The sequence below is a fragment of the Candidatus Accumulibacter necessarius genome (genome assembly GCF_036625085.1).
In genome coordinates this window covers 53,394-70,888 of the sequence record NZ_JAZKUM010000016.1, presented here as the reverse complement: position 1 = coordinate 70,888, position 17,495 = coordinate 53,394, and the positions used below count along the sequence as shown (strand labels likewise).

Here is a 17,495-nt window from a genome sequence, read left to right as displayed (position 1 = left end):
TCGACAGCCAATAGAGCACCAAGCCAGATGGGAAGAAGAAGAACATCACGCTAAAGGCCAGTGGCATAAACCACATCAGCTTCGCCTGCATAGGATCGGGTGGCGTGGGATTGAGCCACACTTGCAGCAAACTGGTGACCGTCATCAACAGCGGCAAAATAAACCAAGGATCGCGCGCTGACAAATCAGTAATCCAGCCCAACCAAGGTGCGCCACGGAATTCCACCGAGGACAAAATCACCCAATACAAACCCATAAAAATTGGGATTTGAATCAACATCGGCAGACAACCGCCTATGGGATTGACCTTCTCCTCGCGGTAGATTTTCATCATCTCCATTTGCATTTGCTGCGGATTGTCTTTCAGGCGTTCACGCATTTCTGTGATGCGTGGTGTCACCGCCTTCATCTTGGCCATGCTGCCATAGGCTTTGGCGTTGAGCCAGTACAGCGCGGCTTTGAGCACCACCACCAGGGCAACAATCGTCCAGCCCCAGTTGTGTAACAGGCTGTGCAGCAGCGTCATCAGTAAAAATAAAGGTTTGGCAAAAATAGTAAAAATGCCGTAATCCTTCACCGCCTCCAAACCAGGGTAAATCGCCTCTAGCATTTCCTCTTGCTGCGGACCGACGAATAAACGGCTATCAAAAGTCGCGTGCTGACCTGGCGCAATGGTGGCTAATTGGGTTTTCAAACCAGCCGAATACAGGTTATGCCCCAAATTGCTAACAAAATTCTCGCGCGCTACTTTTTGGCCTTTGCCTGCATCGTCGGGGAGCCAAGCACTAGCGAAGTAGTGCTGCACCATGGCGACATAGCCTTGATCCGTTTTGCGCTCAAACTTGGCATCTGGGTCATTGACTTGGTCGATATTAGTAAATTCAACCTTTTGGTATTTTTTCTCCGCGCTATAGAAAGCTGGGCCTGTAAAGGTGCTATAGAAAATCGAATCCCCAGGCGGCTTGTTGCCATCACGCGTGAGCTGCAGATAGAGCTGGGGCGCAATCGCCGCTTGTCCCTGATTAAAAACTTCGTGGCGCACCCCTAAGGCATAACCTTGGGCTGGCAAGGTATAGGTTTGCACCATCTTGATGCCGCCCACTTCAGGCGAAACAAAACGCACCAAAGTGTCAGTGCCATTTTTGCTGACACTCACCTGCATAGGCGTCATGTGGTTGATGCCCGGCACATTGGTCAGGCCTGTTTCGGCGCGATAAATGCGCTCTCCTGCGGTTTCGTCAAACAAGACCATCCGTGCGGGGCTATTGGCTTTTTCGCCTATGCCTGCGTAGTGCGGTAACTCAGCGCGTACCAAGCGCCCACCAATGGGAGAAAAGCTCAGGCGCAAGTCTTGGCTTTCCACCACAATCGGCGCGCTGGCTTGGGGCACAGGCGCTGTTGCAGGCGCACTATCGCTGCTACGCACCAAATTGCTTTGTGCCGGCGCGCTGGCCGATGTTGGAATCGCTGCACTTGCAGCCACTGTGGTGTCTGCAGGAATAGCAGCGTCGATAGCTGCTGCCGCACTAGACGCCGGCACGCCCAAATCTACAGCCGTTTGCGCACTGGCGGCAGGGCTAGGAGTAGCCGTTTGCGTGGCAGTTTGCGCCTGCGGATCGGGGAAGAAAGTGGCAGGTTTGCCATTGTGGATCTGCCATTTATCCCACAGCATGATGAGGGAAAAAGCAAAAACAACCCACAAAATGGAGCGGCGCATATCGTTCATGGTGCGGTCTTATCGTGGAAAAAACGGGTAAAAAGTCGTGGCCCCGTCCATTGTTCAGGAACGGGGTCTTCACCGCCAGCACACCAAGGGTGGCAGCGCCCTAAGCGGTGCGCGGTTAAATAGCTGCCTTTAAGAGCGCCATGCTGTGCCAAGGCCTGCAGGCCATAACTCGAACAGCTAGGAGTAAAACGGCAGTTGCTGCCCAGACTAGGACTGATAAAAACCTGATAAGCACGCAGCGCCAGCATCAGCGCACGCGCTAGAAGACGCGGCGACTGGGTGCTAGGGGCAGAATGGGGCAACATAGGGAAGCTGACCTTAATCCTTAGCTGCGCCTGTTGACTGCTTTGTATGAAGTGGCGCACTAGCTGGCGCAAAAGACCGCGCTTTGCGTTGTGCCAAAGCAAATAGTGCCGCCAACTCCGCTGCCACACTTTGCTTGAAAGCCGGTGAACTAGCACTAATAAACGCAGTTGCAGGCCAAGCCGCGCGCAAGCGCACGACACAATCCAAAGGCTGACCAATAGCTTGCGCCAGCACAGGTAAACCTTGCTGCGCTAGGGCATAGATCTGACGCCGTAGCGCATTGCGCCGCACAGCTTTTTTTGCCCAGCGTTTGGGCAGCAATGCGCCTATGCGGTTGACACCAACAGCACCAGTCGCCTGAGCTGGACAAGCCCCCTGACGCGGAGCGCAGTGCAACATAAAGTGCTCACTGCTATAGCGCTGGCCTGAACGCATAACGGTTTGAAACTCTTCAAACTTAGGAATAGGCACAAGCATAGGCGCAGCAAGGCCAGCGAGAACTTCGCTAGCGGGGCAGCCGGGCGTGGGTGTACTAAAGGTCAAAGCGCAAAAAGCCAAGAGCCAAGCCCTAGCCTAGGCTGACCTTAGACGGCCAAGCGTTTGCGACCTTTGGCGCGACGCGCATTAATCACTGCGCGGCCGCCTTTGGTTTTCATGCGAACCAAAAAACCGTGCGTGCGTGCGCGGCGAGTTTTTGACGGTTGGTAAGTGCGTTTCATGGCCATGATGAATTCCTTTAATGAAAAGGGATAAAAAATAATATCGAGTACTACAGGCTGGGCTAGATAAGTACCTCATTAAGTACCTAGTGCCGCCCCTTGTCCTCTCAAGGTTCCCGCGCAGAAACCCTATACAGGCAGCAGCGCGCATAGATGCCAGCCCAATAGACTGACACCAACGAGGAAAAAGCCTGCGATTATCGCACAAAGGCCTGCATGGTTAGCGCCGCAGGCGACAGTGCGCAATTACAATAATGCACAGCCCCCTGTAAGAAAGCCATTTATGCGCGTGTTGATGATAGATAACTATGACAGCTTCACCTACAACTTGGTGCAGTATTTCAGCGAACTGGGCGCGCAGGTAGTAACTTTTCGCAATGATGAAATCGATTTAGCAGGTATCGCGGCCCAAGCGGCTGATCGCCTCGTCATCTCGCCAGGGCCTTGCTCGCCCAAAGAAGCAGGTATTTCAGTCGCTGCGATTAGCCACTTTGCCGGCAAATTGCCCATTTTGGGTGTCTGCCTAGGCCATCAATCCATAGGTGAAGCTTTTGGCGCCCGCATTGTGCGCGCTAAGGAATTGATGCACGGTAAAACCAGTGTTATTACGACTACGCAAGAAGGCGTGTTTGCGGGTTTGCCTAGGCAGTTTACGGTCAATCGCTATCACTCTTTAGCGATTGCGCCCGATAGCCTACCTGCCGAATTAAAAGTAACTGCACAAACCGATGATGGCGAAATCATGGGCATCCGCCACCGTGAATTAGCGATTGAAGGCGTGCAGTTTCACCCTGAAAGCGTGCTGAGCGAACATGGCCATGCTTTATTGCAGAATTTTTTGAAGTAATTTCGCCAATAAACGCCGCCAAATCTGCCTGAGCAGCTATGAAAAAATAAGCGTTTTACAGCTTTCTATGGCGCAAAGCTGGCAATTGCAAGCGCCAATTTTGCAAAGCCTGCCAATCGCAATCGGCCAACACCACCCCCGCGCCTTGCGCCTGCTGCGCCAGCACCTGCCCCCAGGGGTTCACCACCATGGCATGACCCCAAGTTTGCCGGCCATTGCTGTGCAAACCGCCTTGTGCGGCAGCAGCTACAAAGGCTAGGTTTTCCACCGCGCGGGCGCGCAGCAGCAGCTCCCAATGCGCCTGCCCTGTGGTGTAGGTAAAGGCGCTGGGCACTAGGTAAATATCGGCAGCGAGCTGGCGGTATAGCTCAGGAAAGCGCAAGTCATAACAAACCGACAAGCCCACGCGCCAAAGCTGTCCAGCGCGTGCGCGCAAATCGAACGCCACCGCCTGGCTGCCCGCCTCTAGGCTTTTGCCTTCGTTATAGGCTTCGCGCCCTTTGTGAAAGCTAAATAGGTGGATTTTGTCGTATCGTGCAATACAAACCCCTTGTGGATCGAACACCAAGCTGCTGTTATAGGCTCTATCAGGACTGGCTGTTTTCAACGGTATCGTGCCGCCCACCAAATACACCCCATGCTGGCGCGCCAGTTGTGCTAAAAAATCTTGCAGCGGCCCCTGGCCAAAATCCTCGGCCAAGGCCAATTTATCGCTATCGCGCTGCCCCAATAAGCACCAGTATTCGGGCAAAACCAGCAACTCTGCGCCCGCACCGGCCGCTTGCGCTACCAAATCCGCCGCCATTTGCTGATTAGCTGCTACTGCCTGTCCACTGACCATTTGCAAGGCTGCTATCCGCATGGTTTATTTGCCTTTCCTCTCGATTTTTTCCACTTTCGGGTCTGTCCAGCTGCCTGTAATACGCAGCTCTTGCGTGGCGGCTTTATTCACAGGCTTACTCAACAGCCATTGCGCCACAAAAGCCCCTAAGCCAATCGCAGGGTTGATCGCTGTGGCCACTAGTGCAGCCGTGCCGGCATTGATTTCAGGCACGATGACGACATGCACATCTTGGGTTTCATCTTTGATGTCGGCTACGCCCTCCATCAGCACCGCTGCGCTCACGCCTTTGATTTGCAAATTATTTGTGCTGGCCAGCCCTTTTTGAATCTGCACATCGCCACGCACGAAATCAAAAGCAAAACCTTGCGCAAAGACATCGCGAAAATCAAAATTTAAACGCCTAGGTAGGGCTTGCAAATTCAACACGCCCAATAGTTTGGCGGCACCAGGGTCGGCCTTGAGAAAACGGCCATCGTTCACCTGCACTTGCAATTTGCCATTCATGCTGGGGTAATCTGGTGCAGTTATGCTGCCCTGCCAAGATACCTGCCCAGCAATGCTGCCTTGCCCCTTGGCCAGTAGGCCCTTTTGCCCTAAGCGATCCAGTAGCTTGCCAGCGTCTTGCAATGCCCAATTGAAGTTCAGCACAGTGCGCCCATCCAAACCCTGGCCAGCTAGCCAAGCGCCCGTGCCAGTCAATTGCGCCTCGGGGCTGTTGATACTGAGTTTTTTCAACTGCCATTCGCGCTGCACATCTGTCGCTCCAGCCTGGTTGCTGGCTTGAATTTCCAAACGCCCCAAGGCTTTGCCTGCCATATGAAAATCATCTACCTGCACATCCATATCGGGTAAAGCCTGCACACCGCTGGAATGAGTCGCTGCGTTTGCGCTGACCACCATGCTGCTGCTTGCTGATTTTTCACCCAAATGGAGGTGCTTCAAGCGCGCCCAAACATAATCGCCCTGCCCTAAGGCGCCTGGCCGGTATTGCACTTGGCCTGCAGCCTCGCGCGCTTGACCGCTGATTTTCCAACTGCTATCGCTACCGCGCTCAACGATCGCATTCACACCATGGAAAGCGCGTTGCCCCAGCTCCAAGCGCCCTACACGCAACGCTAGGCGCTGCGGTATGTAGGCTTGCAAGCCGATTTGCTCACTAGCGAGTTTGCTGCTGGCATCTAAGACAGCACCCAAACGCTGACGCCAAGCATCGGCATCTAAGACCTCGGCTTGCAATAAAAACTGCACCCCACTATCGGGTAAACGGGTATTAGCAGGTGGCGCGCCCAAGCTCAATAAACCACGCACCACAGGTGCCGCAGTGGGTTGTTTGGGGTCGCGTTGGATTTCGTACTGGGCGCTTAAATCCCTGCCCCACAAGGCTTGCACACTCTGCAGACTACGCCCCTGGCGCGGCGGCAAACTGCGTTGATTGATGCGCAATGGCTGCACCTGCGCTGCCGTTTTACCCAAAGGCTCTGGCAAGTTGATAGCCATGCCCTGCAAATTGCTGGCTGCAGAAAAGTCTAGGGTATCTCCTACAAAATCGAGCTGCAAGGTATAGGGCGTAAGGCCCTGTAGATGCCGCCCCAGCTGCGCCAGCCAAGGCAAATCGGTTTGCGTGCGCAGACCTTGGCTGCTGAAAACACCTTCAGCCCGCATATGCACGCCCGTATCTTTGCGCCCAGCCAAACTGCCCATGCCGCCTTGCACCTGAAAAGCGCCACCTAATGTGCGCCCTTGGAACTTGTCTAACACAAAGCCCTGCTCATCAAAACGCAATTGGCCTTGGACATTCTCGAGGCTAGGTGTCAAAGGGGAAAAGCGCACTTGGTTATTGAGAAACAAAGCCTTGCCTGTGACGGTACTTTGTTCCAACTGATCAATCGGCAAATCCAAGGCTAGATCAATCAGGGTGGCTCCTTGCCCCTGCGCTTGGCTCAAGCTGCCCGCCAGCAAGCGATCAACCTCCGTCTCGCGCAGGGTATCGAGTGCCTGCCCCAAATCACCCTGCAAGCGCCCGCGCACCGCCACACGCAGATCGTCCCAATCGGGCAAGCTCGCTTCTAATTGTTCGGCAGGCATAGCACCGATAAAACCATGCGCATTTTTGATGAACATGCCATAGCCGTAGGGTAATCGAGCGGCGTGATACCGACGACGATGCCGGCGTTGGCATTGCGCTCGTTGCGCGAGTACTGGCTCATGCCGTTGGTCACCACCCGGTTGAGCTCGGAAGTGGCGGCCACCACGGTGCCACCAGGGCACATGCAGAAGCTGTACACCGAGCGCCCGTTGCGGCAGTGGTGCACCAGCTTGTAGTCGGCGGCACCGAGCAAGGGGTTGCCGGCGTGCGGTCCCAGACGTGCCCGGTCGATCAGTGATTGCGGGTGTTCGATGCGAAAACCGATCGAAAAGGGTTTGGCCTCCATGAAGACGCCGGCGCGGTGCAGCATGGCGAAGGTGTCGCGGGCACTGTGGCCGAGCGCCAGGATCACGTGCCCGGCACGCAGTTCCTCGCCGGAAGCGAGCGTGACACCGCGCACCTGCCCCGCTTCGATCTGCAGCCCGGTCACCCGCTGCTGGAAGCGAATCTCGCCGCCGAGTTGCTCGATCTCGTGGCGCATCTGTTCGACCATGCCGACCAGCCGGAAGGTGCCGATGTGCGGTTTGCTGACATAAAGGATTTCCGCCGGCGCGCCGGCCTTGACGAATTCCCCGAGCACCTTGCGGCCGTAGTGCTTCGGGTCCTTGATCTGGCTGTAGAGCTTGCCATCGGAAAAGGTGCCGGCGCCGCCCTCGCCGAACTGGACGTTCGACTCGGGGTCGAGCACCTTCTTTCGCCACAGCCCCCAGGTATCCTGCGTGCGCTCGCGGACGGCCTTGCCACGCTCGAGGACGATCGGCCGGAAGCCACTCTGCGCCAGAACCAGCGCGGCAAAGATGCCGGCCGGGCCAAAGCCGATGACGACCGGTCGCGTCGCCAGCGGTATCGGTGCCTGTCCGACGAAGTGATAGCGCATGTCCGGCGTCCGCTGCACCCGCGGGTCACTGGCGAACCTGGTAAGCAGAGCCGCCTCGTCGGCCAACGCGACGTCGACGCTGTAGCTGAAAGTCGGCGCACTGGCTTTGCGCGCATCGCAACTGCGCCGGAAAACGCCGAGTTCGAGGATGTGGTCCTCGGCGACGCCGAGGCGGGCAGCAACTGCCGCCGCCAGGGCGGCCGGAGGATGCTCCAGTGGAAGACGGATTTCGCTGATGCGCAGCATGCGTGGTTCCCGGGAAAGGTCGGCGCAGAGGCTCAGGCCTGCTGCCCGTAGCCGGCGAACTTTTCGAGGACCGTCGCCATCTCGGCCGCACCAAGCAATACCGGTGGACCGAGCTGGCAGGCGCGCCAGTACTGTTCGCAGAGTGCCTCGAGTTCGATACCGAGGTCGAGCGCCTGCGCCAGGTCATCGCCAAGCACCAGCATGCCGTGGTTGGCCAGCAGGCAGGCGCGCCGGTTGGCGATCGCCAGCAGTACGGCATCGGACAGCGCCTGCGTGCCGAAGGTGGCGTAGCCGGCGCAGCGCAGACTGTCACCACCAAACCGGGCGATCATGTAGTGGAAGGGCGGGATGTCGCGGCGCAGACAGGCGAGACTGGTGGCAAACGGCGAGTGCGCATGCAGGATGGCGCCGGCGTCGGGACGGGCAGCGTAGAGGTCACGGTGGAAACGCCACTCGGACGACGGCTTGCGGCGGCCTTCGGCCGTACCGTCGAGACGCACGCGGACGATGTCTGCCGCCTCCAGGACATCGTAGGCCATACCCGTGGGCGTGATCAGGAAGCCCGGGGCACCCTCCTCTCCATGGCGAACACTGAGGTTGCCAGCGGTGCCCCGGTTCAGTCCGGCGGTCGCCATGCGGCGTGCCGTCTCGATCAACTGCTGCCGCAGCTCAGCCATGTCGCTCGTCGGGGTAGAGACTCAGCAGCCCTTCGCGACTTGCCGCGCAGGTGCCACGTTCGCTGATCAACGCGCTGACGAGGCTCGCCGGCGTGACGTCGAAGGCGGGGTTGGCGACGGCTTCGTCGGCCGGCAGCTGGCGCAACGCGCCGGGGTACCCCGCGCCATCGAGACCATGGACAAGCCGCAACTCGTCAGCGGCGCGCTCCTCGATCGGGATGTCGCCGCCGCTCGCGCAGGCAAAATCGATCGTCGAGCGCGGCGCGGCTACGTAGAACGGTACGCCTGCTGCCTGCGCCGCCAGCGCCTTGAGCCAGGTACCAACCTTGTTCGCAACGTCGCCGTTGGCGGCAATGCGATCGGCACCGACGATCACCACGTCGATCGTGCCGCGCGCCAGCAGCAGGCCGGCGGCGTTGTCGGCGATGACGGTATGCGGCACGCCGTGCTGCCGCAGCTCCCAGGCCGTCAGCAGCCCCTGATTGCGTGGGCGGGTTTCGGAAACCCAGACATGGCTGTCGATTCCCGCGTCGAAAGCGGCATAGACCGGCGCCAGCGCAGTGCCGTGATCGACGGTGGCCAGCCAGCCGGCATTGCAATGGGTCATGATCTCGAGCCGATGGCCAGCCCGCCGACACGAGAGCAAACGCTGCAGGCCGTGGACGCCGATCCGGCGACACTGGTCGACGTCCTCGTCGGCAATCCGGCCTGCCTCGAGCCACGCGGCGGCGGCACGCGCCGCGGCTGGTAACGGCAGCAGGCAGGCTTGCACGCGCGCCAGTGCCCAGTGCAGGTTAACCGCGGTCGGCCGCGTCGCGGCCAGCGTCTGCAAGGCGGCCAGAAGCGTTGCGTCATCGGCCCGCCGCGAGAGCGCCAGGGCGATTCCGTAAGCGGCGCTGACGCCGATCAGCGGTGCGCCGCGGACCTGCATGCTGCGGATGGCTTGGGCTACGTCATCAAGGCTGTTCAGCCGCAAGACCCGATAGCTGTACGGCAGTGCTGTCTGGTCGATGATCTCGACGGCGTCGGCCCCAGCCACGGGCCAGATCGTTCGCGTCGGAGTGCCATGGACTTTCATCGGTCGCATTCTACCAGTCAGCGCCGGGGTCTGGCAGCGGCCACGCCTGTTACCCTCCGATCCCGGCCCGGCCGATGGCAGGTGACACGAGAAGTCCCTTACAATGAGCCCTGCAATACATGGCGGGGCTGATCGGCTGCATGCGGGCGGGCAGACTTCGGGACCAATCGTGGTGCTTCGGAGCTTGGCTGCTGCTGCAGGTCAGGACCCACTGGGGAGAGACGCCACCCGGGTACTCCGGCTGCCTGTGAGGCAGCCGTGCGTTCGGGGGCAGTTCAGTGATTTGATCGACAAGAAAGGAGCAGAAATGTCTTATTCAGCCTTCGTCGAGGCACGCGATTTCCTTCTGGCACATCGCACCGACTACGAGACGGCTTATCGCGATTTCAGATGGCCACAGCTCACCGAGTTCAACTGGGCGCTGGATTATTTTGATGTGATGGCCGCCGGCAACGACCGCCCGGCGCTATGGGTGGTCAACGAAGACGGCTCGGAACAGAAGATGTCGTTTGCCGACATGTCCAGGCGTTCGAACCAGGTGGCCAACTGGCTTCGCCAGCAAGGCGTCAAGCGCGGCGATCGCATCCTGATGATGCTCGGCAACGAGGTACCACTGTGGGACACGATGCTGGCGTCGATCAAGCTCGGCGCCGTGTTGTCGCCGGCCACCACCCTGCTTGCTCCTGACGATCTGGCTGACCGTCTGAACCGCGGTCAGATCCGCCACGTGATCATCGGCCACACGCACGCCGACAAGTTCAGTGGTCTGACCGGCAACTATTCGCGAATCACCGTCGGTGGCGCGGTCGCTGGCTGGCAAGCGCTTGAACAGGCCTACCAGGGGTCAAGCGAGTTCCAGCCCGAGGGCCCGACGCTGGCGACCGATCCACAGCTTCTCTACTTCACCTCCGGCACCACCTCGAAGCCCAAACTGGTTCTGCACAGCCAGCAGAGCTATCCGGTCGGGCATCTGTCAACCATGTACTGGATCGGACTGCAGCCTGGCGACGTGCATTGGAACATCAGCTCGGCCGGCTGGGCGAAGCACGCCTGGAGCTGCTTCTTCGCTCCCTGGAACGCTGGCGCCACGATATTCATCTACAACTACGCCCGCTTCGCCGCGGCGTCGATCCTCGAAACCCTGGTCAGATGCTCGGTCACCACCCTCTGCGCCCCGCCAACTGTCTGGCGGATGCTGATCCAGGAAGACCTGCGCAAGTACCCGGTCCAGGTTCGCGAACTGATCGGCGCCGGCGAACCGCTGAATCCGGAAGTCATCGACCAGGTCAAGGCGGCCTGGGGCATCACGCTGCGCGACGGCTTCGGCCAGACGGAAACGACGGCGCTGGTTGGCAACTCACCCGGGCAGGCGGTCAAGCTGGGCTCGATGGGACGGCCAATGCCGGGTTACCAGGTGCGTCTGGTCGATATCGACGGGCATGTGGCCGAGGAAGGCGAAATCTGCCTGACTCTGTCGCCGCGCCCGCTCGGCCTGATGATCTCCTACGACGACGATGCGGAAAAAACCGCCGAGGTCATGCGTGATGGCTTCTATCACACCGGCGACACTGCTGCCGTCGATGCGGAAGGCTACATCACCTACGTCGGCCGTGCCGACGACGTCTTCAAGGCCTCGGACTATCGGATCAGCCCGTTCGAGCTGGAAAGCGTGCTGATCGAGCACGAGGCGGTTGCCGAGGCGGCCGTGGTGCCGAGTCCGGATGCCTTGCGGCTGGCAGTGCCCAAGGCCTTCCTGACCCTGCGGGCTGGCTATGAACCTGGGCGTGAGCTGGCACGCGACATCTTCGTCTTCCTGCGCAGCCGTCTCTCGCCTTACAAGCGCGTCCGGCGGCTCGAGTTCGGCGAACTGCCGAAGACCATCTCGGGCAAGATTCGCCGCGTCGAGCTGCGCAAGGGCGAGCAGGATCGGGCTGCCGCTCCCCGTGGCGCGCTGGAGTTCTACGAGGAGGATTTCGAGTTCTGAGATAGTTTCGACTTCTGGGATCGACCAGCCATTCCGGAACCAGCACTGAATCCCTGTGTCTGCAATCCACGGGTCAGCCGGCCATGCCGCCTTCGGGCGGCATGGCGTTTACTGACCCGGAAGGACAACTGCGGCGCTGCCCATGCGGCGGCCGGGCGTGTCGCCCGTCTTCACGGCCGCAGCAACCGAGCCCGACGGCGACTTCCAGGATCACTTGCCACCTTTCGCGCCATCCGCTGATGACTCTCCATGCCTTGAAACCCCGTTTTCAGTCCCTGCTACGCCCAGCCGTACGTTCGCTGCATGGCGCCGGGGTCAGCGCCAACCAGGTGACGGTGAGCACCGGTGTCGTTTCGGTCGCACTCGGGGCCGGACTTGCGGTCGCCGCCGATGCCGGTCAGCTGCAGTGGTTTCTGCTGCTGCCGCTATGGTTTCTGGTGCGCATGGCGCTCAATGCGATCGACGGTTTGCTCGCGCGCGAGTTCGGACAGATCTCGACACTCGGCGCCTACCTCAACGAACTATCGGACCTGGTCGCCGATGCGGCGCTCTACCTGCCTTTTGCCTTGTTGAGCGAAGCGGCGAGCGTACTGACCCTGCTCGTCATCTTCCTGGCCAACCTGGCCGAGGTGGCCGGACTGCTGGGCATCGTTGCCGGTAGCGGCCGCCGCAACGATGGACCGATGGGCAAGAGTGACCGTGCCCTGGTTTTCGGCCTGCTCGGACTCCTGCTCGGTGCCGGCATCCTTCCCGGAGCGTGGTTACCCGGTGTCCTGACGATCGTCGCGCTGCTGCTGCTGCCGACCATCGTCAACCGGGTCAGGCATGGCATCGCGCAAGGCGGCGGTCACACAGATCAATAGGTAGCACCCAGCGGAGAACAGAGACATGCGGCTTGCACAGGAAAGGCAATTCACGACCCACGATGGCAGTACGCTGTTCTACCGCTATTGGCCGCCGGCCGGAACAGCAACGGCCGAACGGGCGATCGTGCTGCTGCACCGGGGTCATGAGCATTCGGGACGACTGCAACACGTGGTTGACGAACTCGGACTCGACGACTTTGCGATGTTCGCCTGGGATGCACGAGGTCACGGCCAGTCGCCGGGAGCGCGTGGCGATAGTCCGAGCTTTGCCGCGCTGGTCAGGGACCTCGATTTCTTTGTCCGCCACCTCAGCAGCACCCATGCCATCGCCACCAGCCGCATGGCGGTCATTGGCCAGAGCGTCGGCGCCGTCCTGGCTGCGACCTGGGCACACGACTACGCACCGCCGATCCGTTGCCTGGTGCTGACCGCACCCGCCTTCCAGGTAAAACTCTATGTCCCCCTGGCACGGCCGGGACTGGCACTGATCCAGCGCCTGTTCGGCAATTTCTTCATCACTTCGTACGTCAAGGCCAAGTTTCTGACGCACGATCCGGAACGTATCCGTTCGTATGACGAGGATCCCCTGGTCACCCGGGCGATCTCGGCGCGCGTTCTGCTCGGCCTCTACGACGCCGCCGACAGGGTCGTTGCTGACGCACAGGCCATCCGTCTGCCATTGCAGCTGCTGATCTCCGAAAAGGACTGGGTCGTCCAGCGCGCGCCGCAGGACCACTTCTTCGAGCGGCTTGCTCGCCGGTCAAGGAACGCCACCTGCTCCCCGGCTTCCTGCACGACACACTCGGTGAACGCGATCGACAGCTCGCACTCGACCGGATCCGTGCCTTCGTCGAGCGCATCTTCGCTCAGCCACCGCCGGCAGAGTCACTGCTGCAGGCGCATCGCAACGGCTACACCCGCGACGAGGAGCTTCGCCTCGCTCAGCCGCTGCCGGCTTTCTCGCTGCGCCGGCTGAATTTCGCCGTCACCCGGCTGGCCATGCGCACGCTCGGCCGCCTGTCCAAGGGTATCCGGATCGGGCTGACGACGGGTTTCGATTCCGGCAGCAGCCTCGACTACGTGTACCGCAACCAGGCTCAGGGGGCACTGTTGATCGGCAAGCTGATCGATCGCGGCTACCTCGACTCGATCGGCTGGCGCGGGCGTTCGCGTCCGCCGGGAGCACCTGCTGCGGGCGGTTGCCACGGCAGCGCAGCTGCTGCAGGCCGCCGGCGAGAAGCTGCGGATCGCCGATGTCGCCGCCGGCCATGGCCGTTACGTGCTGGACGCCGTCGCGCAACTGCCCGAGCGCCCGCAATCGATCGTTCTGCGTGACCTCAGCGAACTGAATGTCGCCCAGGGCCGCGCCCTGATCGGCGAAAGGCGGCTCGGCGACATCGCCCGCTTCGAGCAGGGCGATGCCTTTGACGAGGCCGCCCTCGCGACACTCGGGGCGCCGGATGCGGCGCCGAACCTGGTGACCGTTTCCGGCCTCTACGAACTCTTCTCCGACAACGAGCTGGTCGGCCGCTCGCTACATGGCCTGGCCGGCGCAATGAACGTGGGTGGCTACCTGGTATACACTGGCCAACCCTGGCATCCGCAGATCGAGCTGATCGCGCGCACGCTGACCAGCCACCGCAACCAGCGGGCCTGGGTGATGCGACGCCGGACTCAGGCCGAGATGGACGAACTGGTCCGCGCCGCGGGTTTCGCGAAAATCGAGGAGTGGATCGACGAGTGGGGCATGTTCACCGTCTCGCTGGCCCGCCGGCTCTGAACCTGGACGGCAGCGTGGCCGACGCGGTTGGCGAAGCCCGTCCGTGGCGGCGGGCGCTTGCCTGGCTGCTCCTCCTCGGCCCGTTCTTCTTCGCCAGCTACGGCTTCGCGACCTGGGTCAGCGGTCAGCGGTCCGACGTGGGCGTCATCCTCTTCGCCTGGGAACGCCACATCCCGCTGCTGCCGTGGACGATCGTGCCCTACTGGCTGATCGACCTGCTTTACGGGGTTTCGCTGTTCCTCTGCTCGACACGGCGCCAGCTGGATACCCACGCGCTGGCGCCTGCTGGCCTGCCAGCTGATCGCCGTGAGCTGCTTTCTCCTCTTCCCTCTGCGCTGCACTTTCGAGCGTGGGCGCGGTCACCGGCGCCTTCGGCTGGCTGTTCGCTCTCCTGATGAGCTTCGACCAGCCCTACAACCAGGCACCATCGCTGCACATTGCCCTGCTGGTGGTGCTCCTGGAACCCTATCTGCGCGCCGTGCCGCGCGCCTGGCACGGCGTCGTCCATGCCGTTGCCCTGTTGATCGGGGTCTCGGTGCTGACCACCTGGCAGCACCACTTCTTCGATATCCCGACCGGCCTCTGGCTGGGCTGTTTCGCGGTCTGGCTCTTCCCGACCGACGCCCCATCGCCGCTGCGCCATGCCCGTCTGCGCCGCGAGGCAGCACGGCAGCGACTGGCATTGGCCTACGCAGGCGCCGCCCTGGCCATTGGCTGGCTGGCGGCCGACGCGGGCGGTGCCTGGCTGTGGCTGCTCTGGCCGGCGGGCTCGCTGGCACTGGTTGCCGTCATTTATCTCTCTCTTGACGCAGAATCCTTCGCGAAGCGTGCCGACGGCTCGATGCCATTTGCCGTGCGCTGCCTGTTTGCACCCTATCTCCTTGCTGCCTGGCTGAACTCCCGCTGGTGGACCCGCCGGCTCGCCGCCGCCGATCCCGTCGCACCAGGGATCCTGCTTGGGCGACTGCCGACGCCAGCCGGGCTGAAGCAGCTCGGGGTGGCGGCAATCGTCGATCTCTGCGCCGAACTGCCGTGTCCAACCCCGGGCCTTCGGCATACGGTGGTGCCGATGCTCGATCTGGTGATGCCGCGCCTCGCAGAGATCGAGCAGGCTGTGCTGGCGCTTGAGGAAGATCGACAGGCCGGACCGGTCCTGGTCTGCTGCGCGCTGGGTTTCGCCCGCAGTGCACTGGTCGCCGCTGCGTACCTGTGGCATGCGGGCGCGGCAAGATCGGCCGCCGAGGCCGTTGCGCAGGTGCAGAAAGCGCGTCCTTCGGTCGTTCTCGGTCGCGCGCACGTCGATTTGCTTTGTCGCTGGCAACAACAGTACCCGAGGCCAGGAACAACCGTCGGGGCTGCGTCATGAAGTGCGGATCACGTCGTTGATCCTGGATTCATCAGCTGAAGCCAGGAATGGCGGCTAACTTGCTATGAAGATTGGATTTTTCGAACGTTTCCAGGACACCCAAAAGGAACTATGGCGCAGTCGCCAAAAAACGGCCGCAAACCCTTACCAATCCTGGCGTTCACCCAATCCGGTCAAGGCCCGACAGAGGAATCTGGGATGAACGGAGCGACGGCGCGACCTTTCGATACCAGCCTGGCTGCTTGCAGATGGTCCTTGACCCAGGGATGGCAATGAGAAAGACCCCCCGGCGCGGCTGACCTCCCTGCCGGCGATTCGCGGCCGGGCGCGCTCGAAGTCCGCTGGCGTGAGCTTCGGCGCGTCGTCAGAAGTAGCCAGCCTTTTGATCGAAGAGATCCGTTTCATTGCTGTCCGCCTTGCGCAGGGAAATGATTCGGATTGCCTCGTCGGATTCCACAGGCACGATCAACACCACCGGGCAATCCAGAAGGCCGATGCCGATCATGCGCTGCTCGCCGTGGTCTACTCGAGAATCATCGATCCGTAGCAAAGGCCCGGCAAGGGCTTTTCCCGCATCGGCGAAATCCAGTCCACGCTTCTTCACCTGCCGCCTGGTTTTGTCCCCTGTGTAGCGCAAGCGGCAATCCCGGGGTAAAGTCTTTCCTCTTGCCAAGCCGCCCGCACCAAGACAATGGCCTGCAGGCCACCGTTTTCTAAGCCAGAAGTGCCTTCATGAAGCGCACAATCTACGTTGAAGCATCCGTCATCTGCCACCCGACAGCTCGCCCCTGTACGCCAAACGATGTCCATCAGTGATCCGAACGCCATTCCTTCCGGGCGCAGTGCATCGCGGCGCTGAAGACAACCTTGGGATACCTCCTATGACCCGTCGAGTGTTTGCCAGCGTCCCTGTCTGGAGTGTCATCGTGCCGGTGGCGGCGTGCATCCTGCTCGCGGCGATCTGGGGGCTGGCCCAGGGATGGTTGCTGTCTGCCGTTGCCGGTTCCACCTTGCTGGCCTCCGTGCTGGTTGCCGTTCATCACGCCGAAGTGATCGCACACCGGGTTGGCGAGCCCTTCGCATCACTTGTACTGGCTGTGGCAGTCACCATTATCGAGGTGTCGCTGATCGTGTCCATCATGCTGGCGGGCGGCGAGAACGCCACTACTCTGGCACGCGACACGGTGTTCGCGACCGTGATGATCGTCTGCAACGGCGTCATCGGTCTTTGCCTGCTGATGGGCAGCATCCGGCATCGGACCATCGGTTTCCGGGTCGAGGGAACCACGCCTGCCCTGGCGGTACTGGCCACCCTGACCACCCTGACTCTGGTGCTCCCCGGCTACACCTCGACCACGGCCGGGCCGACCTTTTCGGTGCCACAACTTGCCTTTGCCGGCGTCGTTTCCTTCGTGCTGTGGGGAGTTTTCGTTTTCGTCCAGACAATTCGGCATCGCGACTATTTCCTGCCCGAAAACGCGGCGGCCGAAGACAGTCACGCGATCCCACCCTCGGTGGCCACCGCGCTGCTCAGCCTGGTCCTGCTGCTCGTCTCTCTCGCCGTCGTCGTCGGCCTCGCCAATGTGCTGGCGCCAACCATCCAGGCAGCGGTCGATACGGCGGGGATGCCGCACGCCGTGGTGGGCATCGCCATCGCAATGATGGTATTGCTGCCGGAAACGATGTCAGCCGTCCGCGCAGCGCGCAGCGACCGGATGCAGACCAGCTTCAACCTGGCGCTCGGCGCCACGCTCGCCACCATCGGCTTGACCATTCCAGCAGTCGCCGCGACCGCCATCGCACTTGATCTGCCGCTGGATCTTGGCCTGCCCGCCAAAGAGGTGGCGCTGCTGGCGCTGACGCTGTTGCTGACCTCAATGACCCTGTCCGGAGGCCGTGCCACAATCCTCCAGGGGGCGGTTCACCTGGTGGTCTTCGCAGTCTTTGTCTTTCTGGCGATGGTCCCGTGACACCAGGCCGACGCGACCATGAAGCACCTGCGCCCGGGAGGATGAGTGTCAGCACACCGGCGG

At 61.1% G+C, this 17,495-nt stretch carries 15 protein-coding genes and 3 pseudogenes; 8 read left to right on the top strand and 10 right to left on the bottom strand.

Annotation, left to right across the window (positions count from 1 at the left end):
- The 4 genes from yidC to rpmH all read right to left on the bottom strand — a co-directional run.
- On the bottom strand, positions 1–1,726 hold a 1,726-nt coding region (yidC, locus tag V5B44_RS25915), incomplete at its 3' end, for a membrane protein insertase YidC (protein ID WP_332362198.1).
- Entirely contained in the window at positions 1,723–2,031 is a 309-nt protein-coding gene (yidD, locus tag V5B44_RS25910; RefSeq protein WP_332362196.1) for a membrane protein insertion efficiency factor YidD, read from the bottom strand. The genes yidC and yidD, both read right to left, overlap by 4 nt.
- A gap of 13 nt (positions 2,032–2,044) precedes the next feature.
- Positions 2,045–2,509 (bottom strand): ribonuclease P protein component, encoded by a 465-nt coding sequence (locus V5B44_RS25905; protein WP_332362194.1) that lies wholly within the window; start codon positions 2,507–2,509, stop codon positions 2,045–2,047.
- A 107-nt stretch (positions 2,510–2,616) separates the two neighbouring features.
- Positions 2,617–2,751, bottom strand: a complete 135-nt coding sequence (gene rpmH / locus V5B44_RS25900; RefSeq protein ID WP_012207856.1) for a 50S ribosomal protein L34 — start codon at positions 2,749–2,751, stop codon at positions 2,617–2,619.
- 283 nt (positions 2,752–3,034) lie between these two features.
- Between rpmH and V5B44_RS25895 the strand changes: the two genes are divergently transcribed.
- On the top strand, positions 3,035–3,598 hold the full coding sequence (locus V5B44_RS25895) for an anthranilate synthase component II (RefSeq protein WP_332362210.1): 564 nt from the start codon (positions 3,035–3,037) through the stop codon (positions 3,596–3,598).
- A gap of 55 nt (positions 3,599–3,653) precedes the next feature.
- Here V5B44_RS25895 and V5B44_RS25890 read toward each other — a convergent pair whose 3' ends face one another.
- From V5B44_RS25890 to mtnA, 5 genes and pseudogenes are all read right to left on the bottom strand, one after another.
- Entirely contained in the window at positions 3,654–4,460 is an 807-nt protein-coding gene (locus V5B44_RS25890; protein WP_332362191.1) for a carbon-nitrogen hydrolase family protein, read from the bottom strand.
- 3 nt (positions 4,461–4,463) lie between these two features.
- Positions 4,464–6,563 carry a YhdP family phospholipid transporter gene (locus V5B44_RS25885; RefSeq protein ID WP_332362189.1) on the bottom strand — a complete coding sequence of 700 codons (2,100 nt, stop codon included), beginning with the start codon at positions 6,561–6,563 and terminating at the stop codon, positions 4,464–4,466.
- A gap of 11 nt (positions 6,564–6,574) precedes the next feature.
- A pseudogene (locus V5B44_RS25880) lies at positions 6,575–7,711 on the bottom strand (NAD(P)/FAD-dependent oxidoreductase); the annotation flags it as partial.
- Positions 7,712–7,743: 32 nt separating this feature from the next.
- A complete protein-coding gene (locus V5B44_RS25875) occupies positions 7,744–8,388 on the bottom strand; it encodes a class II aldolase/adducin family protein (RefSeq protein ID WP_332362187.1) in 645 nt (214 codons plus the stop codon).
- Complete coding sequence (gene mtnA, locus V5B44_RS25870; RefSeq protein ID WP_332362185.1) at positions 8,381–9,466, bottom strand: S-methyl-5-thioribose-1-phosphate isomerase; 1,086 nt, start codon at positions 9,464–9,466, stop codon at positions 8,381–8,383. Before mtnA ends, V5B44_RS25875 begins: the two co-directional genes overlap by 8 nt.
- 307 nt (positions 9,467–9,773) lie before the next feature.
- Here mtnA and V5B44_RS25865 point away from each other — a divergent pair, with 307 nt between their 5' ends.
- From V5B44_RS25865 to V5B44_RS25840, 6 genes and pseudogenes are all read left to right on the top strand, one after another.
- The gene (locus V5B44_RS25865; protein WP_332362183.1) at positions 9,774–11,450 is read left to right on the top strand and encodes an AMP-binding protein; all 1,677 of its coding nucleotides are present in this window, start codon (positions 9,774–9,776) and stop codon (positions 11,448–11,450) included.
- A 236-nt stretch (positions 11,451–11,686) separates the two neighbouring features.
- Positions 11,687–12,313 (top strand): CDP-alcohol phosphatidyltransferase family protein, encoded by a 627-nt coding sequence (locus V5B44_RS25860; protein ID WP_332362208.1) that lies wholly within the window; start codon positions 11,687–11,689, stop codon positions 12,311–12,313.
- A 25-nt stretch (positions 12,314–12,338) separates the two neighbouring features.
- Positions 12,339–13,292 (top strand): alpha/beta hydrolase, encoded by a 954-nt coding sequence (locus V5B44_RS25855; RefSeq protein WP_332362181.1) that lies wholly within the window; start codon positions 12,339–12,341, stop codon positions 13,290–13,292.
- A pseudogene (locus V5B44_RS25850) lies at positions 13,175–13,420 on the top strand (class I SAM-dependent methyltransferase family protein); the annotation flags it as partial. The gene V5B44_RS25855 and the pseudogene V5B44_RS25850, both read left to right, overlap by 118 nt.
- Before the next feature lie 25 nt (positions 13,421–13,445).
- Positions 13,446–14,096: a class I SAM-dependent methyltransferase family protein gene (locus tag V5B44_RS25845; protein ID WP_332362205.1), complete on the top strand. Its 651-nt coding sequence runs from the start codon at positions 13,446–13,448 to the stop codon at positions 14,094–14,096.
- Positions 14,097–14,110: 14 nt separating this feature from the next.
- A pseudogene (locus V5B44_RS25840) lies at positions 14,111–15,462 on the top strand (phosphatase PAP2/dual specificity phosphatase family protein).
- A gap of 364 nt (positions 15,463–15,826) precedes the next feature.
- On the opposite strand, the gene V5B44_RS25835 reads toward V5B44_RS25840, so the two are convergent.
- Complete coding sequence (locus V5B44_RS25835; protein ID WP_332362179.1) at positions 15,827–16,099, bottom strand: BrnT family toxin; 273 nt, start codon at positions 16,097–16,099, stop codon at positions 15,827–15,829.
- Positions 16,100–16,343: 244 nt separating this feature from the next.
- On the opposite strand from V5B44_RS25835, the gene V5B44_RS25830 reads away from it, so the two are divergent.
- Complete coding sequence (locus V5B44_RS25830; RefSeq protein ID WP_332362177.1) at positions 16,344–17,432, top strand: calcium:proton antiporter; 1,089 nt, start codon at positions 16,344–16,346, stop codon at positions 17,430–17,432.
- Positions 17,433–17,495: the final 63 nt, after the last annotated feature.